Consider the following 23,605-nt stretch of genomic DNA (forward strand, 5'->3'; position numbering starts at 1 on the left):
GACGCCCACCGGGCGACGTTCTGCCCATGAAGAGGCCCGATCCGGCATGGCCGGATCGGGCCTCGTCGTGCGTGGGCCGGGACGGCGGGCTGTCAGCCCGGCCGTCCCCGCGCCGAGCGATGGCGCGTCGCCCCTATCATCCTCCGCGAGGAGCCGTCGACGTCGAGTGACGCGATTCCCGCAGCAGCGAGACCAGAACCCCGGCGGTCATGATCAGGATCACCCCGCTGAGCGGCAGGGCGGCGGCGATCAGCGCGGTCTGCAGAGCCTTGAGGCCACCGGCGACCAGCAGCACCGCGGCCACCAGGCCGATCACCACGCCCCAGAAAACCCGGAAGCGCTGCGGCGGCTCGTCGTTGCCCAGCGACAGGATGGTGGTCAGCACCAGGGTGCCGGAGTCCGAGGAGGTCACGAACCAGCTCATCAGCAGGAACACCATCATCGCCGACAGCAGCCAGCCCAGGGCCCCGGTGCCGGCGATGCCGTCGGCGCTGGCGAACAGCGCGGCCGGCAGGTTCCAGGCGTTGACCAGTTCGATGATGCCGGCGCTGCCGGGGCCGCCCGCGGCATGCAGCTCCTGGTAGAGGGCGCTGCCGCCGAAGATGACCAGCCACACGAAGATGATCAGCGTCGGCACCAGCAGCACGCCGAGCACGAACTCGCGCAGGGTACGGCCGCGGGAGATGCGGGCGATGAACAGCCCGACGAACGGCGCCCAGGCCAGCCACCAGCCCCAGTAGAAGATGGTCCAGGCCTGCTGCCAGGCGGCCGGCCCCGGTTCATCGGCGTACCACAGGCCCATGGGGATAAAGTTGGCTGCATAGTCGACCAGGGTCTCGCCGAAGGCGCTGATCAGCCATAGGGTAGGCCCGCCCAGCAGGAAGGCGCCGACCACCAGCACCGAGACCCAGATGTTGAGCTCGGAGATGAGCTTGATGCCGCGCTGAACGCCGGACACCACCGAGAGGATGGAGACCAGCGAGATCACGGCGATCAGCACCAGTTGGGTGTCGAGGCCGGCGCTGATGCCCGCCAGGCGCTCCAGGCCCACGGCCATCTGGCTGACGCCGAGCCCGAGCGAGGTGGCGACCCCGAATACGCAGCCGAGCACGCCGAGGATGTCGACCAGGTGGCCGATGGGCCCGTAGATGCGCTCGCCGATGAACGGATAAAGGGCGGAGCGCAGGGCCAGCGGTAGCCCCTTGCGATAGGCGAAGTAGGCCAGCGACATGCCGACGATCACGTAGATGGCCCAGCCGTGCAGGCCCCAGTGGAAGACCGAGACCCGCAAGGCATCGATGGCGCGCTCGTGGCCCAGGGCGGTGGCGCCGGCCATGTCCGCGTGTGGGTTGTTGGGGTAGCCGAAGGCCCCGCTGTTGTCCAGGTAGAACACCGGTTCGGCGACGCCGAAGAACAGGATGCCGATGCCGATGCCGGCGGAGAACAGCATCGAGAACCAGGCGAAGTTGCTGAACTCGGGGCGGCTGTCGTCGTCGCCGAGGCGGATGCTGCCGTGGCGGCTGACCACGATGAAGGCGCACACCGCGATCAGCAGCATCACGGTCACCAGGTAGTAGCCGCTGAAGGTGCTCTCGATCCAGGCGCGCACCGCGCCGAACAGCTCGCCGGCCAGGCCGGGGCCGAGGCCGGTGAACAGCACGAAGGCCAGCACCAGGCCGGCGGAGGTGAGGGTCATGCCCTTGTGCATGCCGCGGAAGAACCCGGCCTGGGACAGCTCGGTCACCGTGTAGTCGGTGCTTTCGGTGTCGCGGGCTGCGGTGTCGCCGGGTGGAGTGTCGGGGGGCGTGGGGGAAGCGATAAGCCGTATCCTCTTGGGCCGGTCCTCGGGCCGGCGATCCCGTGCCCGCCCGGCAACGGCCGGGCGGGATGGCGTGGCAGGGCGATGGCGCGTCAGCGCTTGGCGGGCAGGCCGATGCGGCGGCTGGCCAGTTCCGGCCAGGCCTCGTCGGCGACCCTCGGCAGCTCGCCGATGGCTGCCTCGACGGCCTCGGGGAAGGGCGCCGGCCGGCCGGCCTCGCTGTCGATGCCCATCAGCATCTGCTCGCTGGTGGCCAGCAGGGTGCCCTCGGCGTCATGCATCGCGAAGAACACGTGCAGGCGCTTGGCGTCGCGGTCGAGCAGCGTGACCTCTACCCGCAGCGGCTGCCCCTCGTGGGCCTCGCGGCGGTAGCAGAGGTGGGTCTCGAGGGTGTAGACCGTGTAGCCGTGGCGGCGCCGGCCGGCTTCGTCGAGGCCGATGGCGTCCATCAGCGCTTCCACGCCCAGCGAGAACACCCGGGCGTACTCGGCGTCATTCATGTGGCCGTTGTAGTCGACCCATTGGCTGTCGACGCGGAGCTCGAGCAGGGCCATCAGATGCGTCCTTCGAGGCCTTCGGCCTCGGGCCAGTACTTCTGCACCAGGTCGAGCAGCTCGACCAAGAAGTCATCGCGGCGACGGTCCAGCTCGGCGACCGGACGCTCGGCGGCCTGGAACTCGCAGCCTTCGACCACCTTGTCGATGAGCTCGTCGGTGAGCTCGGGAGCCTCCAGCTTGGTCCACGGCAGCTTCAGCGCCGGGCCGAACTGCTCCAGCATGTGGCGCATGCCCTGTTCGCCGCCGGCCAGGTGGAAGGTCAGGAAGGTGCCCATCAGCGACCAGCGCAGGCCGCAGCCGTAGACCACCGCGGCGTCGACTTCTTCGGTGGTCGCCACGCCGTCGTTGACCAGGTGCAGCGCCTCGCGCCACAGCGCCTCCATCAGGCGGTCGGCGATATGGCCCTCGATCTCGCGGCGCACGACCAGCGGGCGCATGGCCAGTTCCTGGTAGAGCGCCTGGGCCTGTTCGATCTGGCGGGGCTCGGTGGCCTCGCCGCCGACCAGTTCCACCAGCGGCAGCAGGTAGACCGGGTTGAAGGGGTGGGCGACGATCACCCGGCCCGGCACCCAGGCGCAGTCGCGCTGCAGGTCGCTGGGCTTGAAGCCCGAGGTGGAGGAGCCGACGATCGCGCCGGGCGCCGCCGCGGCGTCGATGGCGGCGAGGATCTCGCGCTTGAGCTCGAGGCGCTCGGGCACGTTCTCCTGGATCAAGTCGGCGCCTGCCACGGCCTCTTCGAGGCTGTCGACGAAGGTCAGCCGGGTAGGGGCAGCGCCCTCGGCCAGCCCCAGTTTCTCGAGCGACGGCCAGGCGTTGTCGACGAAGGCGCGGGTACGCTCGGCGGCGTCCGGGGCCGGATCGAAGGCAACTACGTCCCAGCCCTGTGCCAGGGCGCGGGCGATCCAGCCGTTGCCGATCACCCCGGTGCCGATGACGGAGAGTTGGCGGCTCATGCGTCACCTCCGGCGGTCACGGTCTGGCCGGTGCGCGGGTCGCGCAGTGACAGGTGCGCGCGGGTCTCGGCCGGGCTCATGACGCGGCCACCGAGGTTCTCGATGATGGTGCCGGCCTTCTCGACCAACTGGGCGTTGGTCGCCTTCACGCCCTTGCTCAGGTAGAGGTTGTCTTCCAGGCCGACCCGGGCGTGGCCGCCGAGCAGCATCGCCTGGGCGACCATGGGCATCTGCTGGCGGCCGATGCCGAAGGCCGCCCAGTTGGCGCCCGCCGGCAGCTTGTTGCGCATCGCCAGCATGGTCTCGGGGTCGGCCTCGGCGCCCCAGGGAATACCCAGGCACAGCTGGAACAGCGGGTCGCCGTCGAGCAGGCCTTCCTGCTGGAGCTGGCGGGCGAACCAGACGTGGCCCAGGTCGAAGCACTCGAGCTCGGGCTTGACGCCGGCGGCCTGTACCAGGCGGGCGTGCTCGCGCAGCCAGTCGGCGGTGTTGACGTAGACCATGTCGCCGAAGTTGAGGCTGCCGCAGTCCAGGGTGCACAGCTCGGGCAACAGTTCGCCCACCGGGGCGTGGCGCTCGGCCGGGGTCTGGATGTCGGTGCCCGGGCCGCCGCGGGTCGGGTCCTCGGCGTCGGGGATCCAGTCGCCGCCGCCGCCGGCGGTGATGTTCATGACGATGTCGGTGTCCGCCTCGCGGACGCGATCCATCACCTCGCGGAAGTGCTCGGTGGAGTGGCTGATGCCGCCGGTCTCCGGGTCGCGCACGTGAATGTGGGCGACGCTGGCGCCGGCCTTGGCGGCGGCGATGCAGTCGTCGGCGATCTGCTTGGGCGTGACCGGCACGTTGGGGTTCTTGCCGGCGGTGTCGCCAGCGCCGGTGATGGCACAGGTGAGAATGACGTTGCGGTTCATGGGGACCTCCTTGCAAAACCTGCAGGGAGTGTCCGTCATGGCGGCGGGGAGAAATGTGCCAAAGGCGACGTCGAGTTGACGCAAGTCGCCAGAATGGCGAAAGGGAAGGGCGCCGAGATCAGGCGATATCGGCGGCGCCCTCGCCAAACATCTCGAACAGCAGCTCGCGCCCCAGGTCGGTCAGCACGAAGCGTCGCTGGATGTTGTAGGTGGCGGCCTTGCTTTGCTCCAGGGTGCGCTGGTGGCCTGGCCAGTTGCGCTCGGCCTCGGCGAGTCGGCGCAGGGCGCCGGCGTCCAGGCCGCGGTGGGGGCTGGAGACGGTCTCCAGGACGTGGCCCTGGCGATAGAGCAGGGCGGCCATGTTGCACAGGCACTGGCGCAGGCTGCGCTGGGCGATGTTGCCGGGGTCCGGGGCGGTCATGGGCGGGCAGCCTTCCTCGCGGTGGCGGATGTTGCGCTGCATTATAGCGAGGACGGGGTGTTAGACCAAGGTCGTAGTGTGCGGGTGTAGGAGCTGTTTAGGGGGAAGGCGCCGCACAAGCGACGACGCCCCGCTCATGATGAGCGGGGCGTCGCGGAACTGGCCGTTGGTGCGGGGCGCTCAGCTCTCGACGCGGCCCAGCAGCAGGAACTCGATCAGCGCCTTCTGGGCGTGCAGGCGGTTGCCGGCTTCCTGCCAGACCACGGCGCGAGGATCGTCGAGCAGGGTCTCGCTGATCTCCTCGCCGCGATGGGCCGGCAGGCAGTGCAGGAACAGCACGTCGTCGGCGGCGCGGTCCAGCATCGCCTCGTTGACCTGGAAGCCGGCGAAGTCGGCCTCGCGCTTGGCCTGCTCCTCTTCCTGACCCATGGAGGCCCAGACGTCGGTGGTCACCAGGTCGGCGCCTTCCACGGCGGCCATGGGGTCGCGGTGAATGGTCACCCGGTCGCCGGCCGCGTCGAGAATGTCCTGGCGCGGCTCGTAGCCCTCGGGGCAGACCACGCGCAGCTGGAAGTCGAACTGGCGGGCGGCGTTGATCCAGGAGTGGCACATGTTGTTGCCGTCGCCGATCCACACCGCGGTGCGGCCGCGCACGCTGCCGCGCAGCTCGGTCCAGGTCATGACGTCGGCCAGCAGCTGGCAGGGGTGATAGTCGTCGGTCAGCGCGTTGATCACCGGCACCTCGCTGGCGGCGGCGAACTCCTCGAGCCCGGCGTGGGAGAAGGTGCGGATCATCACCGCATCGACCATCTCCGAGAGCACTCGGGCGGTGTCGCCGATCGGCTCGCCGCGGCCCAGCTGGGTGTCGCGGGGGGAGAGGAACAGGGCGTGGCCGCCGAACTGGGCCATGGCGGTCTCGAACGACACCCGGGTACGGGTCGATGACTTCTCGAAGATCATCGCCAGGGTCCGGTTGGCGAACGGCGTGTAGGTCGGGCCGTGGGTCTTCAGGCCGTTCTTGATCGAGATGCCGCGCTGGATCAGGTAGCGCAGCTCTTCCGGACTCAGGTCGAGCAGGGTCAGGAAATGGCGGGTGGCCATGGCGTCACTCCACGGGGAAAAAACGACCATCCTAGCCAGCCGGCGGGGGATGCGCAACGCGCCTGGCATCCGTACAATGTGCCCATCGAAGGCCGACCGGCGTGCTCGGGTATTGCCCGCGAGGCGGCGGCCACCACCGATCCAGAGGGAATGCAGATGAGTACCACCGTCGAGAACATTCAGCGCCAGATCAGCGAGAACCCGATCCTGATCTACATGAAGGGCACCCCCCAGCTGCCGCAGTGCGGCTTCTCCGCCCAGACCGTCCAGGCTCTGATGGCCTGCGGTGAGCGCTTCGCCTTCGTCAACGTGCTGGACAACCCGGACATCCGCGCCGAGCTGCCCAAGGTCGCCAACTGGCCGACGTTCCCGCAGCTGTGGGTCGAGGGCGAGCTGGTCGGCGGCTGCGACATCGTCGTCGAGATGTACCAGAACGGTGAGCTGGAGACCCTGATCAAGGAAACCGCCGCCAAGCACCAGGACGACGAGTCCCAAGCTTGAAGAGCGGCGCTTCGCGCCTGGAAGCTTGAAGCTGGAAGAATAACACCCCCGCAGCATGGCTGCGGGGGTGTTTGCTATAGGGCCTGGCAAGATTAGGCTGCTTTCCAGCTTCCAGCTTCCAGCTTCCAGCTTCCAGCTTCCAGCTTCCAGCTTCCAGCTTCCAGCTTACTGCGCGTCTTCCATTCCCTGCTCGCGCAGCGCCAGCTGCCAGCCGCCCAGGTCCTTGTAGCGATTGACCATGGCACAGAATAGTTCGGCGGTGCGTTCGGTATCGTAGCGTGCCGAGTGGGCCTCGCCGTTGTCGAACTCGATGCCGGCGGCGCGACAGGCGCGGGCCAGTACGGTCTGGCCGTAGACCAGGCCTGCCAGCGAGGCGGTGTCGAAGCTTGAGAAGGGGTGGAAGGGGTTGCGCTTGATCCCGCAGCGCTCCACGGCAGCATTCAGGAAACCATGGTCGAAGGCGGCGTTGTGGCCCACCAGCACGGCGCGGGTGCAGTTATTGGCCTTGATCGCCTTGCGCACGGGACGGAAGACCTCGCCCAGTGCCTCGGACTCGTTCACCGCCACCTGCTGGCGAAGCGGGTCGTCGAGGCGGATGCCGGTGAAGTCCAGGGCGGACTGCTCGACGTTGGCCCCCTCGAAGGGAGTGACGTGGCAGGCGTAGGTGGCGTCGGGCATCAGGTTGCCCTCGGGGTCCATGGTCAGGGTCACGGCGGCGATCTCCAGGATCGCGTCGGTCTTGGCATTGAAGCCGCCGGTCTCCAGGTCCACCACCACGGGCAGGAAACTGCGGAAGCGTTGTGCCATGAGTTCGCGGGCGGCCACCTCGCTCATGCACCTCTCCTTGATCGGGGTACGGGTTGTCTCGAAACGCGAGAGTCTAGCAGTTCAGGGCCGATGCGTCCCGTCGGGCCGGTATTCGTGCAAGGCTCGGCGCGCTATAATCCCCCTTTTACGTCGATCATCGAGAGGAGCCCCCAGCATGTCCGATGTCAAGAAGGTCGTACTCGCCTATTCCGGCGGCCTGGATACGTCTGTCATCGTCAAGTGGTTGCAGGAAACCTACGACTGCGAAGTGGTGACCTTCACTGCCGACATCGGCCAGGGCGAGGAGGTCGAGCCGGCCCGCGCCAAGGCGGAAGCGCTGGGCGTCAAGGAGATCTACATCGAGGACCTGCGTGAGGAATTCGCTCGCGACTACGTCTTCCCGATGTTCCGTGCCAACACCATCTACGAGGGTGAGTACCTGCTCGGCACCTCCATCGCGCGCCCGCTGATCGCCAAGCGCCTGATCGAGATCGCCAACCAGACCGGCGCCGACGCCATCTCCCACGGCGCCACCGGCAAGGGCAACGACCAGGTGCGCTTCGAGCTCGGCGCCTACGCGCTGAAGCCGGGCGTCAAGGTGATCGCTCCGTGGCGCGAGTGGGACCTCAACTCCCGCGAGAAGCTGATGGGCTACTGCCAGCAGCACGACATCCCGGTGGACTTCACCAGCCAGAAGAAGAAGTCGCCGTACTCCATGGATGCCAACCTGCTGCACATCTCCTATGAGGGCGGCAATCTCGAGGATCCGTGGACCGAGGCCGAGGAAGACATGTGGCGCTGGAGCGTTTCCCCGGAGGCCGCGCCGGACACCCCGACCTACGTCGAGCTGACCTATGAGAACGGCGACATCGTGGCCATCGACGGCGAGCCGATGCGTCCCCACGAGGTCATCTCCAAGCTCAACCAGTTGGGTGGCGACAACGGCATCGGCCGTCTCGACATCGTCGAGAACCGCTACGTGGGCATGAAGTCCCGCGGCTGCTACGAGACCCCGGGGGGCACCATCATGCTGCGCGCCCACCGTGCCATCGAGTCGCTGACCCTGGACCGCGAGGAAGCGCACCTCAAGGACCAATTGATGCCGAAGTACGCCGAGGTGATCTACAACGGCTACTGGTGGAGCCCGGAGCGTCGCGCCCTGCAGGCAGCCATCGACGAGACCCAGAAGAACGTCTCCGGCGTGGTGCGCATGAAGCTCTACAAGGGCAACGCCACTGTGGCCGGTCGCAAGTCCGACGCCTCGCTGTTCGACGAGTCCATCGCCACCTTCGAGGACGATGCCGGCGCCTACGATCAGAAGGATGCCGAAGGCTTCATCAAGCTCAACGCCCTGCGGCTGCGGATCGCCGCCGGTAAGGGCCGCCAGCAGGACTAAGACTTGTCTGAAAAGTGCCTGCGCTCGGCTATACGGCGTTAAAAATCCGGTCAAACTGCTCATTTACGACCAGTAAACTCCGCGTTTCCCGGATTTTTGCCTTGTCTAGCCTTCGCTCGTCTACTTTTCAAACAGTCTAAGGAAACGCTGATTTATTGCTGCGGATCGCGACATAAATCAGCCGTTTCCTGGAAATCTGCATGAGTCGGCGCTGGTCTGGCCGGCGCTCTTGATCCAGGAGGCTTCGATGCTGAAGAAACTGCTATCCGGCCTGTTCGGCCAAGGCGAGACGACGCCTGCCGCCGCCCCCGAGGGCGAGCCGGTGAACTACCAGGGTTACCTGATCGTGCCCCAGGCCGAGAACATGGGCGGCCAGTTTCGCGTCAGCGGCTGGATTCGCAAGCCCCGCGGTGAAGGCGAGGAGATGCTCGAGCATCGCTTTGAGCGCTCCGACGTGGTGCCCGGTCGCGAGGCCTGCGATGCGCTGATGGTCAGCAAGGCCGAGCGTCTGATCGACGAGCTGGGCGACGACCTGTTCGATCCGCGCTGAGCCACTGTTCGACGCCTCCAGAACGGCGCCTCCGGGCGCCGTTTTTTGTGCCTGGCTGTTCGATATCAAGTTCTCGGAATGCCGATATTGCTAGGCTGGAAGCGACCCAGCAAACGGAATGCCGATGCGCCTACTCCATCGTGCCTCGCCCTGGCGGACTCTGTTCGCCGACGGCGCCGTACCCGACCGGGAACGGCTGTCAACGCTGCTTGCCCCGCTATGCGAGGCCGTCGACCGGCTGGGCCAGTCGCCGAGCCTGGCCGAGCTCCATGCCTGGCAACGAGAACTGGTGGCGGTCCTGGCACGTCTCGAGCTGCCCGCCTGGCGCATCAGCCAGTTGATCAGCGATCACAACGACGCCCTTTATCGCCGTGCCATCGAGGCGTCGCTTGCCGAGATGCTCGGTCAGGGCTGGGGCGAACCTCCGGTGGCGTTCTGCGTGCTGACGCTGGGCTCGGCGGCCCGACACGAGAGCCTGCTGGCACCGGACCAGGACAATGCCATGATCATCGCCAACTATACGGATGCTCGACATGGCGAGATCGATGGTTTCTTCCAGGCCTTGGGCGAGCGCTTCACCGAGCGACTGGATGCCGCCGGCATCCCGTTGTGCCGTGGCCATGTCATGGCGCGTTGGCCGATGTGGCGCAAGCGTATCGGCGAGTGGCAGCGGCAGCTGGAGATCTGGACCGCCGAACGACGGGTCAAGCGGGCACAACAGGCCAGCATCCTGCTCGATTTTGCGCCGGTCTACGGCAGCGTCGACCTGGCCGAGGCCCTGCGGGCGCATGTCTCGGCGCTGCTGCCCCGCGCCGGACTGTTCGTCGACGAGCTGGCCGCCTTGCTGGAGGAGACGCCGGCGGCGGCGGAGCGCTTCGGTCGGCTGGTGGTGGCCCGGCGGGATGATCGTCCGCATCGGCGGGCCCTGAACCTCAAGCATCAGGGGCTCCTGCCGCTGGTCAATGCCGTGCGCCTGCTGGCCTGGTGCCATGGTGTCCAGAGCGTGGAAACCCGCACCCGGCTGGTCGAGCTGGTAGCGTCGGGAGTGCTGGATGGTGACCGAGCGGAGGCGTTACAGCGGGCCCACGGTCGTATGCAGGCGCTGTTGCTGGATGCTCAGCGGGCCGATCTCGAAGCGGGCAAGGCGGCGGGAGACTGGGTCGATCTGGCGGCCCTGGACGAGCCGGCATACTGGCTGTTGCGCCATGACATGCGCCTCGTGAGACGGCTGAGTGATTTCGCGGCCAGCGCCGCCCGGCAGGGGCGGCACTAGTGCTTCACCAGTGAGGATGGCCATCTCTCGGACCAGCGGTGACTCGGCCTTCGGGCTGAACCAGGCACGCGTGGTGCTTCAACGAGCCTCCGGGGCAGGACGCCAGCCCCGACATGGCGGTCGATGGTGGCATGCCGTAAAAGCCCAATGGCTTGGCGCCCAGGAGCGTGAAAACGCCGGGGTCAGAATGCCTCCCACTCGGGTTCGGGCTCCTCGCGGCGGGCAGGGCTACGGGATGCAGGGAGTGTCGTTGCGGGCCGGGAGGCGGGCAATGGCTCGTGGTGTGGCGCGGCCAAGGATGCGTCGGCGGCGTCGTCGCCGAGGATGAACTCGGCCATCAGGGCATCGAGGCGCTGGGCATTATCCCGCATGGTCTCGGCCAGGCCGGCGTTCTGGCTAACCATGCCGGCATTTCGCTGGGTGACGGTATCCATCTCCGCCACGGCGGTGTTGACCTGCTCGATACCGGTGGTCTGCTCGCGGGTGCCCGCAGTGATCTCGCCGATCACGTCGGCGACCTGGGTGATGCCTCGATGAATCGCCTGCATCTGCTCGGCGGCGTCCTTGACCAGGTGGTTTCCCTCTTGGGTGTGGCGCGCCGAGGTGTCGATCAATTCACGAATGTCGCGGGCGGCCTCGGCGGAACGGCTGGCCAGGTGACGGACCTCGCCGGCCACGACCGCGAATCCACGCCCCTGTTCGCCGGCCCGTGCCGCTTCCACCGAGGCATTGAGCGCCAGGATGTTGGTCTGGAAGGCGATGGAGTCGATCAGGCCGATGATCTCTCCGATCTTGGCGGCGGAGTCGGTGATGGCGGCCATCTTGGCCTCGACTTCGCTCATCGCTCGGCTGCCGCGCTCGGTGGTTTCGGCGGCGTTTCGCGTCAGGCCATTGGCCTGCTCGGCGGCCTGGGAGGTGTGGGCCACCGTGGAATGGATCTGCTCCATGGAAGCGGAGGTTTCCTGCAGGTTGGCGGCGGCCTGCTCGGTACGCGATGACAGCTCGTGGGTGCCTTCCGCCATTTCGTTGGCCCCGCCCAGCACCTGGCGGGCGTTGCCGCGCACCTGCCGCAGGGTGTTCTGCATGCGTTCCACGAAGGCATTGAACTGCACTGCCAGCTCGCCCACTTCATCGCGGCTACGTACGTCCAGGCGACGGGTCAGGTCGCCCTTGCCCTCGGCGATATCGGCCATGGCCAGGGCGGTCTGGCGGATCGGCGACAGGGCGCGGTGAGCGGTGAATCCGAGGATCGCCAGCAGCACCACCAGGATCACGATGCCGGCGAGCAGCAGCGAGCCGAGCAGTTCCCGGCTCACCGCGGTGAAGATGCGATCCGGCACCATCATCGCCAGGGTCCAGCCAGTGCCTGGCACGGCGGTCCAGAATACGGTGCTGGACTGACCATCCGGGGTGACGATGCTGCCGTTTCCGCTGGGCTCATCGAGCATGCTGCGGCCCACGATGTCGCCGTTCTCGAAGCCGTAGCGCCCCATGTCGGTCACCTTGACGTTCATGACAAGCTCCGGGTTGGGATGGGCCACGATAGTGCCGTCCCCATCCAGCAGGTAGCCATAGCTGCCGTCTCCCATGGAGATGCGCGAGGTGATGTCGGTCACCGACTTCATGGTCAAGGGCGCCCCCAGCACGCCCACCCGCTGGCCGTCCTCGTCGAACAGCGCCTGTGCGAAGATGGCGATCGGCTCTCCGCTGACCTTGGACATCATCGGCTCGGTGAGCACCTGGTCGGCGGTGCCGTCGGTGACCAGGGTGCGGAAGTAGTCACGCTGGCGAACGTTGACGGTATCGCCGTCGTTGGTCACGACGTTGCCTTCCCGGTCGGCCAGGAAGATGCTTTCCAGTCCCGCTTCTCCGGTGTGGCGGTTCGCCAGCCAGCGTTGCCTGTCGGCCAGGGACGTCATGTCCGGCAGCCGTTCGTCGCGCACCAGGCCATTGAGCCATTTGTGATAGCCGCCGATCCATTGGCCGATCTCGCTGGCGCGCGCTTCGAGCTGTCGGTCCCCGGCGCTCTTCATCAGCGCCGGCACCTGGGCGTTGAGCTGGGTACTGATGATCAGCCCCAAAGCCATGCAGGCCACCAGCAGCGGAATGATGAGAGCGACGAGGAGTTTCTGTGTCAGGGAGAGTCGGGAGAGCCAGTTCATAGTATGCCTTCGATAAGCCGACGATCGGGTGCCGTCGACACCCTTCCGATTCTCCTGGCGTCAGCGTGTCCTGGCAGGCGAGGGAAGGGCGCTTGGACCCTGATGGGAGAGGCGGAAGCCCATGCTGGTGGCTTCGGCCACAGTTTCCTATCGGCCGAGCCGGCAGGGACTTGAGCCGCGCTGGGTCAGGTAGCGGCGTGCGGGGCTTCCGGCAGCTCCATCACCAGGCAGGCGCCGCCCAGCGTCTGGGCGTCTTCGACCCACAGTCGGCCGCCCAGGTGGGCGACGATGCCGCGCGAGATCGGTAGTCCCAGCCCGCTGCCCCGAGGACGACCGCGTTGTGCGGCGTCATCCTGGCGCTGGATCTGGTGGAATTTCTCGAACACCCGCTCGCGCTCGTCCTCGGCAATGCCGGGACCGTTGTCCTCCACGGCCAGCCGATAGTTGTGCTTGTGACGCGCCAGCGTCAGGCGCACCCGGGGCGTGGTCGCGTCGGCGAACTTGCCGGCGTTGTCGAGCAGGTTGATGATGACCTGCTCCAGTCGGTCGGGATCGCCGATCACCGGCGCCTCGCCGACCTCGATGGCCACCTCCAGCACGATGCCGCGCTCTTCCAGTGGGTGCTGGATAGCCTCGACGCCGTGCCGGGCCAGGGTGGCAAGGTCGAGCCGCTCGGGATGCAGCGTGAGTCTGCCGCTCTCCAGGCGAGCCAGGTCCAGCATTTCCTCGATCAGTCGCGACAGCCGCTGGCTTTCGCGCACCACTACTTCGAGAAAGTGCTCGCGCTTGTCGTCGGGCAGATCGCGATGGTCGCGCAGGATCTCGGCGAAGGCACGGATCGAGGTCAGCGGCGTTCGTAGCTCGTGACTGACCATGGCCACGAACTCGTCCTTGAGTCGATCGAGTTCGCGAAGCCGCGTATTGGCCTGGCGCAGCTCCGAGCCGATGCGTTCGAGCTCGCGGGACTTCTGCGCCAGGCGTCGGTTCATCTCCAGGGTTTCGGAGGTGGTGTCGAGGATGCTCAGCAGCGCCGGCAGGTCCAGTGCCTCCCCGCGCACCACCGAGTCGATCAGCACCCGGGCCGAGGCGCTGCCCAGGGCCCCGGCCAGGGCCTGCTCGGCGCGGGCCACCAGCGCCGCTGGGGCCGGCTGATCGGCATCTTGTTCCGGTTCGCCAGCGAATACCCGGGCGCTGGTGGCGGCGCCCAGATAGCGATCGAGCAATGCGCGCAGCTCGCCGCGAGGAGTCTGCCCATGATGCAGCGAGGCCTGGTCGAGCCGCGGATGCAGCGCCTCGGTGAACAGTGCGGCCTGGGTCTGCTCCAGGGGCGACTGACGAGTGAAGAGCGAGACGCCGACCAGCAGTCCGACGTTGGCGACCAGGCTCCACAGCAGCGAGTGGGTGTAGATGTCCCAGTCTTCCAGCCCGAACAGCGCATAGGGTCTGAGCCAGTCGATGCCAAAGGGGCCGTGGGCCAGGAAGCCGGCGTCGAGCCAGCCGGACTGGGCGAAGCCCGGGATCAGCAGCGTCCAGGCCCAGACCACGAAGCCGCCGGCGAGCCCCAGGCCGGCGCCCAGCCGATTTGCGCCACGCCAGTAGAGGCCGATCAGCAGCGCCGGGGTGAATTGGGCGGCGGCGGCGAAGGACACCAGGCCGATGGTGACCAGGCTGTAGGCATCGCCAACGAGGGCGTGATAGCCGTAGCCCAGCAGCAGGATGGCCAGGATCGCCAGGCGCCTGACGCCGAGCACCCAGCCGGCCAGTGCTCCCTGGCCGCCGCGTGACAGCCGGCGCGAGCGCAGCAGCAGCGGCATGACCAGCTGATTGCTGACCATGGTGGACAGCGCGATGGTCTCGACGATCATCATGCCGGTCGCTGCGGACATGCCGCCGATGAACACCAGCAGCGGCAGACCTTCGGCGCCGGCGGCCAGCGGCAACGTCAGCACCACGCTGTCCGGATCGCCGCCAGCGTCGCCCAGTAAGCCGGCCAGCGCAATGGGAATCACGAACAGGTTGATGGCCAGCAGATAAAGCGGGAACAGCCAGGCCGCACGGGTGATGTGTCGCTCGTCGACGTTCTCCACCACCATTACCTGAAACTGGCGGGGTAACCCCAGGAAGGCCAGGAAGGCCAGCACCAGGGTTCCGACCCAGCCCAGCGCGCCTCCGGGTACTGCCGAGAGGCCCAGAATGTCGGTCAGCGCTGGGGTTTCGGCGACCCGCGCGAAAAGCTCGGCCGGACTGCGGTAGAGCACGAAGACGGTGAAAACGCCCACCGCCAGGAAGGCGGCCAGCTTGACCAGCGACTCGAAGGCGATGGCCGCGACCATGCCCTCGTGGCGCTCGCTGGCGTCCAGGTGCCGAGTGCCGAACAGGATGATGAATACCGCCAGCACCAGGGCGACCCACAGCGACTTGTCAGCCCAGAAAGGGGCGCTGTCGAGGCGCTCGCCGACGGCCAAGGGATAGTCGACCAGTACCGCATAGCTCAGGGTGATCGCCTTGAGCTGCAGCGCGATATAGGGCGTGACGCCGATCAGCGCGATCAGTGCCACCAAGGCGCCGAGTCCGGCGCTCTTGCCGTAGCGGGCGCTGATGAAGTCGGCGATCGAGGTAATGCGCTGGGCGGCGGCGATACGCACCATCTTGCGGGTCACGAACGGTGCCAGCAGCATGGCAAGCGTCGGTCCCAGATAGATCAGCAGGAAGCTGGGGCCGCTCTCGGCCGCCCGCCCGACGCTGCCGTAGAAGGTCCAGGCGGTGCAATAGACGGCGATCGACAGCGCGTAGATGGTGGGCGAGCCGATGACCGAACGGCCCTGTTCGGCGCGGCGGTCGCCCCAGGCGGCGATCACGAACAGCAGCGCCAGGTAGCCGAAGGCGACCGCCAGTATCGTGAGTTCGTTACGCATGATCGCTCACTCCCCGCGTCTGCCTTCCAGCAGCCAGCCGGCTAGCGCGATCACGCCGCCCCAGGCGAGGAAGACATACAGCGGCAGGGCGCCCGGCCCTATTCGTTCGGCCACCAGCAGCAGCGGCGGGGTGAACAGCACTACGGCCATCACGATCAGGGCGACCAGGCGTTCCTTGCGGCGTGGCGACATCATGAGGCGCTGGCGTCCTCCCGGTCGAAGGCGCTGGCCTGCAGGGCCAGTAGCTCGCCCAGGGTGGCGATGCCGCGAGCCTCTAGCCGCGGCAGCAGGGCCAACCACAGTTCGGCGGTGACGCGGGCATCGCCGAGCGCTGTGTGACGGCTGCCGGGAGGGAAGCGCAGCCCGTAGCGTTCGGCCAGCGAGTCCAGGTCGTGGCCGTCGAGGCTTGGGTCCAGCCCGCGCGAGATCAGCAGGGTATCGAGCACCGGCATATCGAAGCGCACTCCGCTGTCCAGCGGCTGCAGGGCCAGCAGGTCGAAGGCGGCGTTGTGGGCGAGCAGCATGGCGTCGCCCAGATAGTCGCGAAAGCGCGGCAGCACCACGCTGGCGGGTGGCGCACCGGCCACGTCGGCGTCGGTGAGGCCATGGATGGCGGTGCTGGATGGGGGAATCGAACGGCCGGGGTCGACGCGCAGGTCAAAGGTTTCGCTGGCCAGCAGCCTGGTATTGACGATGCGGCAGGCGCCGATGCTGATCAGCCTGTCGCCGCGGCGCAGCTCAAGGCCGGTGGTCTCGGTATCGCAGGCTACGACCTCGAGGGCGCGCAGCGGCCGGGCGGCGAGCTCGGCGTCCGGTGGTGGCAGCTCGGCGATGCCGAAGTCATGGAACTCCGGGCGTGGCGACGTGCGCGGACCGGGCGCTCCGACCCGCTCCAGCGCCGGCAGCGGCAGGCGCAGCCTCGCCTGGTGCCCGTCGACATCGGCCAGGCCCCAGGCGTCGCTGGCATGCTGGCGCAGCACCTCGCCGAGGGTCGGAGCGAGCGGCAGGGCCTCGAGGCGCTCGCCCCGCCAGGCCGACAGATCGCCTTCGGAGAGCGGGGCCCCTTGCCAGCAGAGATCGAGGTAGACCCGCTTGTTGCCGAGGCAGGCCTCGGCGTCGAACTGGTCGGCGCCGGTATGGGCGGCGAGGCGCTCCAGCAGACGCGCGAGCACCTCGAGCAGCGCAGGGGCGTCCCCCTTGAGCCAGGCCGGCATGCCGACCGGGGTCAGCTGCAGGCCGCCAGCGGATAGCCGCTCGGCGAGTGCCGCCCAGAGATCGTTGGACCACAGCGGGGTCAGCCGCTCGGCCTGGTGCTGCAGGGCGTCCAGCGTTTCTCCCAGTCGCTCCAGTCGCTCGGCGAGCCCGCGGCCTTCTTCCTCGACCACGTGTGCCAGGCGGCGACGCAGCTCGTCGTTGTCGGTGCCGGACAGATGGCTCAGTGCATCGGCGGCGCTGGTCAGGCCGGCGCCGTGACGACGCAGCGCGGGCAGCAGCCCGGTCAGGGTTGCGCCGGCACTCAGCTCGGTGGTCCAGGCGGCGGTGGCATCCACCAGCGTCAGCAGTGTCTCGCCCTGGCTGTCGGGGATGCGGCGCAGCGCGGCGCGCAGCCAGTGCTCGCCGCAGGGCACCAGCACCTCTCGCGGGCTGCCATCCTCGGGCAGCTGGCGCAGAGCGTCGTGCAGGCTGGCAGCGGGCAGCAGTGCTTCCAGCCGCTTGCCGAGGCCGAGCCCGGGGGCATCGCCGAACAGTGACTCGGCGGCGGGGTTGAACAGCAGTAGCCGTCGATGGCGGTCGCAGAGCAGCAGCGGGGTGTCGAGTACCTGCAGCAGGGCCTCGAGCTCCTGTCGAATGCGCGCCGCGCTGCGGGCTCCTTCGGTGCGGGCGGTAGCCAGGCGGGTGCGATCGTCGCGCCAGGCCTCACGGATGCGCACCAGATCGGGGCCCAGTCCTTGCAGCCACCCCTTTGGCGGGCTGTCGTCCCGGGCGTCAGGATTGGCCACCAGGCGTGCCAGCTGAGCCTGCAGGTGACGCAGGGGGGCGAACAGCCGCTGCTCGAGGAGCCAGCCGACCAGCAGGATGGTGCCACCGCCGGAGAGGCTGCCCAGCCATAGCGCCCAGCGTGCCGGTCCCCGGGGCTCGAGCAGACCATCGAGCCACAAGGCAAAGAGGGCGCCACCCAGCAGGCTCACGCCACTGAGCAGCAGCCACAGGCCAACCAGGGTCTGGCGGCGCGGCGGCCCGCCTCGGCGTGTGCTCATCGCTCGCCCTCGTCGAGCAAGGCCTTGACCTTGTCGACCAGCGTGCGAGTCGAGAAGGGCTTGGTGACGTAGTCATCGGCGCCGAGCGCTAGCCCCTTTTCGCGTTCCACTTCGCGGCCGTGGGCGGTGAGCATGATGATCGGCAGTCGGGCTAGTGCGGGATCGGCGCGCAACCGTTCCAGCACGTCGAACCCGCCGATGCCCGGCAGGCTGATGTCGAGCAGCACCAGGTCGGGAGGCTCTTCGGCGACGCGGGCCAGTGCCGTCTCGCCATCCTCGGCGGTCATTACCTCGAAGCCGGCTTCCTGCATCAGGAACTCCAGCGACAGGACGATGTTGGGCTCGTCGTCCACCACCAGCACCTTCGTCATTTTGCTTCCCTCCTGGCGGTTGGGCGGTCTTAGTGCAGCGTGATGTCTCCGAGTCTAGTGAGCCCTCCCGGAGCGGCAAAGACGACCTTGGCCCAAGCCGTTACACTGGACGTCCATCGTCAGGGAGGCCGATTCATGATCCGCGTGCATCATCTTGAACATTCCCGCTCCCAGCGGGTGCTGTGGTTGCTCGAGGAGCTCGGCGTCGATTACGACGTGGTCGTTTACCGGCGCGATCCCGAGACCTGGCTGGCGCCGGCGTCGCTGAGGGCCGTGCATCCGCTCGGCAAGTCGCCGGTGATCACCGACGAGGCGCGAGACGGGCGGGCCATCGCCGAGTCCGGGGCGATCATCGAGTATCTGCTCGAGCATCACGATGCCGATGGGCGCCTCGCGCCGCCGGTCGGCAGCGATGCCCGGGAGCGCTATCGGTTCTGGCTGCACCATGCCGAGGGCTCGGCGATGCCGCCGCTGGTCATGCGTCTGGTGTTCTCGCGGCTCGGCAAGCCGCCGGTGCCGGCCCTGGTGAGACCGCTGGGGCGCCAGTTCGCGCAAGGCGTCGAGAAGAACTTCCTCGGGCCGCGCATCACCGAGCTCAGAGACTTCTGGGAGGCCGAGCTGGGCGCGTCTGACTGGTTCGCCGGCGAGGCCTTCTCGGCGGCGGATATCCAGATGAGCTTCCCGGTGCTGGCGCTGGAGAGCCGCGGCGGGCTCGATGCGGCACCGCGGCTGCGCGACTTCCTGGCCCGCTGTCGCGAGCGGACGGCGTATCAGAGGGCCATCGAGAGGGGCGGGAAATTTTCCCTCGCCGCCAGCGATTAGCGGAGTCGCCGGTCCTTGAGCCACGATTCGGCGAGCCCCAGCCATTCGTGCAGGGCCCGGCTGCTCTGGTGCAGGTGGTAGGCGCTGGGGCGCCAGGCGGCGAACCCGTTGGGCGGTGGGCTGGCGAATCCGGTGGGCGCCGGCGTGACCGTCAGGCCGACGCGTTCGAAGTCAGCGCTTGCCCGAGCCAGATGCCAGGCCTGGGAGACCAGGGCGACACGCTCGATCCCCTCGGCGGCGAGTATCTCGGCGCTGTAGCGGGCATTCTCCGCGGTGTCCGTGCTCCTGTCCTCCGTCCAGCGCACCGGGACGTCGAAGACATCACGCAGGGCGGCAGCCATCAGGCCGGCTTCGGAGCCATGCTCGTCGGCGTGGATGCGTCCGCCGCTGACCAGGATCGGCAGCCCGCTCCGGCGTTGCAGGTAGGCACCATAGGCCAGGCGACGCCAGCTGGCGTTTGACGGGGCGTCGCTCCAGCCGAACTCCGGGGCTCCCACGTCTCGGCCGCCGCCCAGGATGACAATGACCTGGGCGTCAGAGAGTCGGGGAGCGTTGCCCCTTGATGCCTCGGGGCGGGGGCCTTCCAGCCCCGAGTCGACGGTCAGCGGCGGCGGCTCCAGGCCCACGCGCAGGTCATGGCTGATCGTCGGCGTGGCCAGCAGTACCAGGCCGCCGAGGCCGAGTACCACCAGCAGTCCGCCGATCAGGTGCAGGCGCATCCACAGCAGGCCGCCGACCAGGATCAGCCAGGCGTTGAGCAGCGGGGGCAGCAGCAGGGATTCGAGGAGTGCCATGGCGTGTCATCTCGTGTTGGCGGCAAGCCGGCGGTCTGACCCGCCCAGGCCCTTGGCACAACCGCGCTATGTGCCGGACAGACGTTGAAACGAATGCCGGCTCGCCCGGTGAGCGCCTGGTGTCGTGTGGCCTACAGCCTAGCGGCTCACCGAGCATGGCCATGGCCTCAACAGCGCCTCAGATCTCCACCTTATCGGGATATTCGCAGAGATCCTCGATCACGCAGCTGCCGCAGCGCGGCTTGCGGGCCACGCAGGTGTAGCGACCGTGCAGGATCAGCCAGTGGTGGGCGTCCTGGCGGAATTCCCTGGGCACGTGGCGCAGCAGCTTGTTTTCCACCTCGATCACGTCCTTGCCCTTGGCGATTCCGGTGCGGTTTGAGACCCGGAAGATATGGGTGTCCACGGCGATGGTCGGCTCGCCGAAGGCGGTATTGAGAATGACGTTGGCGGTCTTGCGTCCGACGCCGGGCAGGGCTTCCAGCGCCTTGCGGCGGCGCGGCACCTCACCGTCGTGCTGCTCGAGCAGGATGCGGCAGGTCTTGATCAGATTCTCGGCCTTGGTGTTGTACAGGCCGATGGTCTTGATGTGCTCCTTGAGGCCGTCGAGGCCCAGCGCCAGGATGGCCGCCGGTGTGTTGGCGACCGGGAAGAGGCGGTCGGTGGCCTTGTTGACGCCCACGTCGGTAGCCTGGGCCGACAGCAGGACCGCGGTAAGCAGTTCGAAGGGCGTCGACCAGTTGAGCTCGGTGGTCGGCTCGGGATTGTGCTCGCGCAGGCGGGCGAAGATCTCGTGGCGTTTGTGGGCGTTCATGGCGGTGTCGGACGTTTCAGTGGTCGGCGGGGCCGGGGGCGGCCTGGGCCTCGGAGAGCATGCGTTCGGCGCCGGCAAGCTGGTCGCGGGCCGCCTCGATGGCGTCGTCGTCGCCTTGGCGTTCGGCATGGGCCAGCTGCTGGCGGGCGCGACGCCTGGCCTGTTCGGCGGCGTTGATCGCGAAGCGGCGCTGTCGCTCGCTCTGGCTTGGGGCCTTAGCGCCGCCGGCGCCTTGCAGCTGGCGATCGAGCTTGGCCAGGCGCTCGCGGAGTTCGGTGTCGCGTCGCTCGAGCTCGGCTCGCTGGGCGGGAGCGAGATCGCTCGCCTGGCGCTGGCGCTCCAGGCGCTTGAGGCTTGCGCTGAGGCTGATCCGGCTGGCGCGCAGGGCGCTCGATGAGGCCGCTGGCGCTTGCCGGGAGGCCGCCGCCGGGGAGGCGGATGACCTGGCCCGTCGCTCGGCCCGACGCAGGCGCTTCTCCTCCGCCTCGCGGTCGAGCCTGGCCCGGCGGGCCTCGAAGCGCTGTCGGCCGCGTGCGGCGCGTCGGGCCAGGTAGGCGTCCTGCTCTTTCTCGGTGCGGGCGTCCTGCCAGGCTGGATGCGGCAGCAGATCGATGCAGTCGACCGGGCAGGGGGGCACGCACAGCTCGCAGCCGGTGCACTCGGCTTCGATCACCGTATGCATGTGCTTGGCGGCGCCGAGGATGGCATCCACCGGACAGGCCTGTATGCACTTGGTACAGCCGATGCACTCATCCTCGCGAATCCGCGCCACCAGGGGCGACTGCGCCGGTTGCTCCAGCGGCACCGCGGCACGGCCGGTCAGCTCGGCCAGCCGCGCGACGGTAACCTCGCCGCCGGGGGGGCAGCGGTTGATCGCTTCCCCTTCGGCGATCGCCTCGGCGTAGGGCCGACAGCCGTCATGGCCACACTTGCCGCACTGGGTCTGGGGCAGTGTGGCGTCGACGGCCTCGATCAGCGTGGGCTGGTCCATCCCTGACTCAGCTCACTCGCTGGCCGGGCTGGGCGCCGGAATGGGGCTCCAGCAGGTAGATGCCGTCGTCGTCGCCGGCGGCCAGTACCATGCCTTCGGAGACACCGAAGCGCATCTTGCGCGGCGCCAGGTTGGCGACCATCACCGTCAGGTGGCCCTCCAGGGCCTCCGGCGCATAGGCCTTGCGGATGCCGGCGAAGACGTTGCGGGTCTCGCCGCCCAGATCCAGCGTCAACTGGAGCAGCTTGTCGGCGCCCTCGACGTATTCCGCCTTGGCGATGCGGGCGATGCGCAGGTCTACCTTGGCGAAGTCGTCGAAGGCGATCTCGTCGGCGATGGGCTCGTCGGCCAGCGGGCCCTTGGGGGTTTCCTTGAGCTTCTGTTCTTCCACCAGATCCTCCTTCGATGCCTCGATCATGGCATCGATGCGGTCGCGCTCGACGCGGGTCATCAGCGGCTTGAACTTGGCGATCTCGTGATCGAGCAGCAGTTCCTGCCGGCTGTCCCAGTCCAGCGAATCGAGCTTCATGAAGGTGCGGGCGCCCTCGGCCATGGCGGGCACCACCGGGGCCAGGTAGACCATCAGCTGACGGAACAGGTTGATGCCCACCGAGCAGATGTCGAGAACCTCCTGCTCTCGACCTTCCTGCTTGGCCAGCACCCAGGGTTCGGCCTCGGCGATATAGGTGTTGGCGTCGTCGGCCAGCTCCATCACTCGGCGCATGGCGCGGCCGAACTCGCGGGCCTCGAAGTATTCGGCGATCTCGTCGCCGGCGGCCACGAAGCGGGCGACCAGCGCCGGCTCGGCGCAGTGGGCCGAGAGCCGCCCCCCGCCGAGCTTCTTGACGAAGCCCGCGCAGCGGCTGGCGATGTTGACCACCTTGCCGACCAGGTCGGCATTGACGCGCTGAGCGAAGTCCTCGAGGTTGAGATCCAGGTCGTCGACGCCGGCGGTCAGCTTGGCGGCGAAGTAGTAGCGCAGGTACTCGGGATTCAACTGCTCGGCGTAGGTCGCGGCCTTGATGAAGGTCCCGCGGGACTTGGACATCTTGGCGCCGTTGACGGTGACGAAACCGTGGCAGTTCACCGCGGTGGGCGTGCGCAGCTCGGCGCCGTGCAGCATGGCCGGCCAGAACAGCGCGTGGAAGTAGACGATGTCCTTGCCGATGAAGTGGTAGACCTCGGCGTCCGAGCCTTCGCGCCAGTAGGCGTCGAAGTCGATGCCTTCGCGGTCGCAGAGGTTCTTGAAACTGGCCAGGTAGCCGATCGGCGCGTCCAGCCAGACGTAGAAGTACTTGCCCGGGGCATCGGGAATCTCGAAGCCGAAGTAGGGCGCGTCACGGGAGATGTCCCACTCGTTGAAGCCGGACTCGAACCACTCCATCAGCTTGTTGCGGATCTGGGGCTGGACATGGTCGTCGTCGATCCAGCCCTGCAGGAAGCGCGCGAAGTCGGGCAGCTTGAAGAAGTAGTGAGTGGAAGTCCGGACCTCGGGAGTCGCCCCGGAGATGGCCGAAACGGGGTCGATCAGCTCGGCCGGCGTGTAGGTGGCGCCACAGGCTTCGCAGTTATCGCCGTACTGGTCGTCGGTCTTGCACTTCGGACAGGTGCCCTTGATGAAACGATCGGCCAGGAACAGGCCCTTGACCGGATCGTACATCTGTTCGATGTCGCGGGTGGCGATATGGCCCTTGTCGCGTAGCCGGGTATAGATCAGCTCGCTGAAGTGGCGATTTTCCTCGGAGTGGGTCGAATGGTAGTTGTCGAAGGCCACGCCGAAGCGCGCGAAGTCTTGCTGGTGCTCCTGGCTGACGCGGTCGATCAGCGCCTGTGAGGTGATTCCCTCCTGTTCGGCGCGAAGCATGATGGCGGTGCCGTGGGCATCGTCGGCGCAGACGTAGTGGCAATCGTGGCCACGGCTCTTCTGGAAGCGCACCCAGATGTCGGTCTGGATGTACTCCAGTAGATGGCCCAGGTGGATGGCGCCATTGGCATAGGGCAGGGCGCTGGTGACCAGGATCTTGCGCGGGGCGGTGTTCGACATGGTGGCTCTGGGGTTCCCGTAAGCGTGGAACACGGCGGCCGACTCGACGCCTGGGCGAAGTCGAGGCCGCCATGCGAAATGTCCGTGAAATCAGGCACCAGATTGTAGCATCTTCGGCGTGGGCTGCACCCGTCCGGCCTCGCCC

At 67.8% G+C, this 23,605-nt stretch carries 21 protein-coding genes; 5 read left to right on the forward strand and 16 right to left on the reverse strand.

The window, feature by feature from the left end:
* Positions 1–136: 136 nt before the first annotated feature.
* The 6 genes from ACGTN6_RS11165 to argF form a co-directional block, all read right to left on the reverse strand.
* On the reverse strand, positions 137–1,708 hold the full coding sequence (locus ACGTN6_RS11165) for a BCCT family transporter (protein WP_394591629.1): 1,572 nt from the start codon (positions 1,706–1,708) through the stop codon (positions 137–139).
* A 203-nt stretch (positions 1,709–1,911) separates the two neighbouring features.
* A complete protein-coding gene (locus tag ACGTN6_RS11170; protein WP_394591596.1) occupies positions 1,912–2,373 on the reverse strand; it encodes a thioesterase family protein in 462 nt (153 codons plus the stop codon).
* Positions 2,373–3,329: an L-carnitine dehydrogenase gene (locus ACGTN6_RS11175; protein WP_394591597.1), complete on the reverse strand. Its 957-nt coding sequence runs from the start codon at positions 3,327–3,329 to the stop codon at positions 2,373–2,375. The genes ACGTN6_RS11170 and ACGTN6_RS11175 overlap by 1 nt, the downstream gene beginning before the upstream one ends.
* The gene (locus ACGTN6_RS11180; RefSeq protein WP_394591598.1) at positions 3,326–4,240 is read right to left on the reverse strand and encodes a beta-keto acid cleavage family enzyme; all 915 of its coding nucleotides are present in this window, start codon (positions 4,238–4,240) and stop codon (positions 3,326–3,328) included. Before ACGTN6_RS11180 ends, ACGTN6_RS11175 begins: the two co-directional genes overlap by 4 nt.
* Positions 4,241–4,358: 118 nt before the next feature.
* Positions 4,359–4,661 carry a hypothetical protein gene (locus tag ACGTN6_RS11185; protein ID WP_394591599.1) on the reverse strand — a complete coding sequence of 101 codons (303 nt, stop codon included), beginning with the start codon at positions 4,659–4,661 and terminating at the stop codon, positions 4,359–4,361.
* Positions 4,662–4,841: 180 nt separating this feature from the next.
* The gene (gene argF / locus ACGTN6_RS11190; RefSeq protein WP_394591601.1) at positions 4,842–5,762 is read right to left on the reverse strand and encodes an ornithine carbamoyltransferase; all 921 of its coding nucleotides are present in this window, start codon (positions 5,760–5,762) and stop codon (positions 4,842–4,844) included.
* Between the two features lie 156 nt (positions 5,763–5,918).
* Here argF and ACGTN6_RS11195 point away from each other — a divergent pair, with 156 nt between their 5' ends.
* Positions 5,919–6,263, forward strand: coding sequence for a Grx4 family monothiol glutaredoxin (locus ACGTN6_RS11195; protein WP_183389570.1), 345 nt, complete (start codon positions 5,919–5,921; stop codon positions 6,261–6,263).
* Positions 6,264–6,428: 165 nt separating this feature from the next.
* Here ACGTN6_RS11195 and rnt read toward each other — a convergent pair whose 3' ends face one another.
* A complete protein-coding gene (rnt, locus tag ACGTN6_RS11200; RefSeq protein ID WP_394591603.1) occupies positions 6,429–7,097 on the reverse strand; it encodes a ribonuclease T in 669 nt (222 codons plus the stop codon).
* Positions 7,098–7,245: 148 nt separating this feature from the next.
* Between rnt and ACGTN6_RS11205 the strand changes: the two genes are divergently transcribed.
* From ACGTN6_RS11205 to ACGTN6_RS11215, 3 genes are all read left to right on the forward strand, one after another.
* The gene (locus ACGTN6_RS11205; protein WP_394591604.1) at positions 7,246–8,466 is read left to right on the forward strand and encodes an argininosuccinate synthase; all 1,221 of its coding nucleotides are present in this window, start codon (positions 7,246–7,248) and stop codon (positions 8,464–8,466) included.
* A gap of 247 nt (positions 8,467–8,713) precedes the next feature.
* Positions 8,714–9,016: an HlyU family transcriptional regulator gene (locus tag ACGTN6_RS11210; protein ID WP_183388434.1), complete on the forward strand. Its 303-nt coding sequence runs from the start codon at positions 8,714–8,716 to the stop codon at positions 9,014–9,016.
* A 124-nt stretch (positions 9,017–9,140) separates the two neighbouring features.
* On the forward strand, positions 9,141–10,289 hold the full coding sequence (locus tag ACGTN6_RS11215; RefSeq protein WP_394591605.1) for a DUF294 nucleotidyltransferase-like domain-containing protein: 1,149 nt from the start codon (positions 9,141–9,143) through the stop codon (positions 10,287–10,289).
* A gap of 182 nt (positions 10,290–10,471) precedes the next feature.
* Here the strand turns inward: ACGTN6_RS11215 and ACGTN6_RS11220 are convergent, their stop codons facing one another.
* The 5 genes from ACGTN6_RS11220 to ACGTN6_RS11240 form a co-directional block, all read right to left on the reverse strand.
* Positions 10,472–12,451 carry a methyl-accepting chemotaxis protein gene (locus ACGTN6_RS11220; RefSeq protein ID WP_394591607.1) on the reverse strand — a complete coding sequence of 660 codons (1,980 nt, stop codon included), beginning with the start codon at positions 12,449–12,451 and terminating at the stop codon, positions 10,472–10,474.
* A gap of 185 nt (positions 12,452–12,636) precedes the next feature.
* Positions 12,637–15,366, reverse strand: a complete 2,730-nt coding sequence (locus ACGTN6_RS11225) for an ATP-binding protein (RefSeq protein WP_394591608.1) — start codon at positions 15,364–15,366, stop codon at positions 12,637–12,639.
* 6 nt (positions 15,367–15,372) lie between these two features.
* Positions 15,373–15,561, reverse strand: coding sequence for a hypothetical protein (locus ACGTN6_RS11230; RefSeq protein ID WP_394591609.1), 189 nt, complete (start codon positions 15,559–15,561; stop codon positions 15,373–15,375).
* On the reverse strand, positions 15,558–17,624 hold the full coding sequence (locus tag ACGTN6_RS11235; protein WP_394591610.1) for an exonuclease domain-containing protein: 2,067 nt from the start codon (positions 17,622–17,624) through the stop codon (positions 15,558–15,560). Before ACGTN6_RS11235 ends, ACGTN6_RS11230 begins: the two co-directional genes overlap by 4 nt.
* Positions 17,621–17,995: a response regulator transcription factor gene (locus ACGTN6_RS11240; protein ID WP_394591611.1), complete on the reverse strand. Its 375-nt coding sequence runs from the start codon at positions 17,993–17,995 to the stop codon at positions 17,621–17,623. The genes ACGTN6_RS11235 and ACGTN6_RS11240 overlap by 4 nt, the downstream gene beginning before the upstream one ends.
* Positions 17,996–18,130: 135 nt before the next feature.
* Between ACGTN6_RS11240 and ACGTN6_RS11245 the strand changes: the two genes are divergently transcribed.
* Positions 18,131–18,817: a glutathione S-transferase family protein gene (locus ACGTN6_RS11245; RefSeq protein WP_394591612.1), complete on the forward strand. Its 687-nt coding sequence runs from the start codon at positions 18,131–18,133 to the stop codon at positions 18,815–18,817.
* On the opposite strand, the gene ACGTN6_RS11250 is transcribed toward ACGTN6_RS11245, so the two are convergent.
* From ACGTN6_RS11250 to metG, 4 genes are all read right to left on the reverse strand, one after another.
* Positions 18,814–19,611: a YdcF family protein gene (locus tag ACGTN6_RS11250; protein WP_394591614.1), complete on the reverse strand. Its 798-nt coding sequence runs from the start codon at positions 19,609–19,611 to the stop codon at positions 18,814–18,816. The two genes, ACGTN6_RS11245 and ACGTN6_RS11250, sit on opposite strands and share 4 nt — an antisense overlap.
* A 178-nt stretch (positions 19,612–19,789) precedes the next feature.
* Entirely contained in the window at positions 19,790–20,425 is a 636-nt protein-coding gene (gene nth / locus ACGTN6_RS11255) for an endonuclease III (protein WP_394591615.1), read from the reverse strand.
* Between the two features lie 16 nt (positions 20,426–20,441).
* Positions 20,442–21,416 carry an RnfABCDGE type electron transport complex subunit B gene (locus ACGTN6_RS11260; protein WP_394591616.1) on the reverse strand — a complete coding sequence of 325 codons (975 nt, stop codon included), beginning with the start codon at positions 21,414–21,416 and terminating at the stop codon, positions 20,442–20,444.
* A 7-nt stretch (positions 21,417–21,423) separates the two neighbouring features.
* A complete protein-coding gene (gene metG, locus ACGTN6_RS11265) occupies positions 21,424–23,460 on the reverse strand; it encodes a methionine--tRNA ligase (RefSeq protein WP_394591617.1) in 2,037 nt (678 codons plus the stop codon).
* Between the last annotated feature and the right edge of the window lie 145 nt (positions 23,461–23,605).

It is taken from the genome of Halomonas sp. B23F22_20 (assembly GCF_043496985.1).
Taxonomy (GTDB): domain Bacteria; phylum Pseudomonadota; class Gammaproteobacteria; order Pseudomonadales; family Halomonadaceae; genus Halomonas.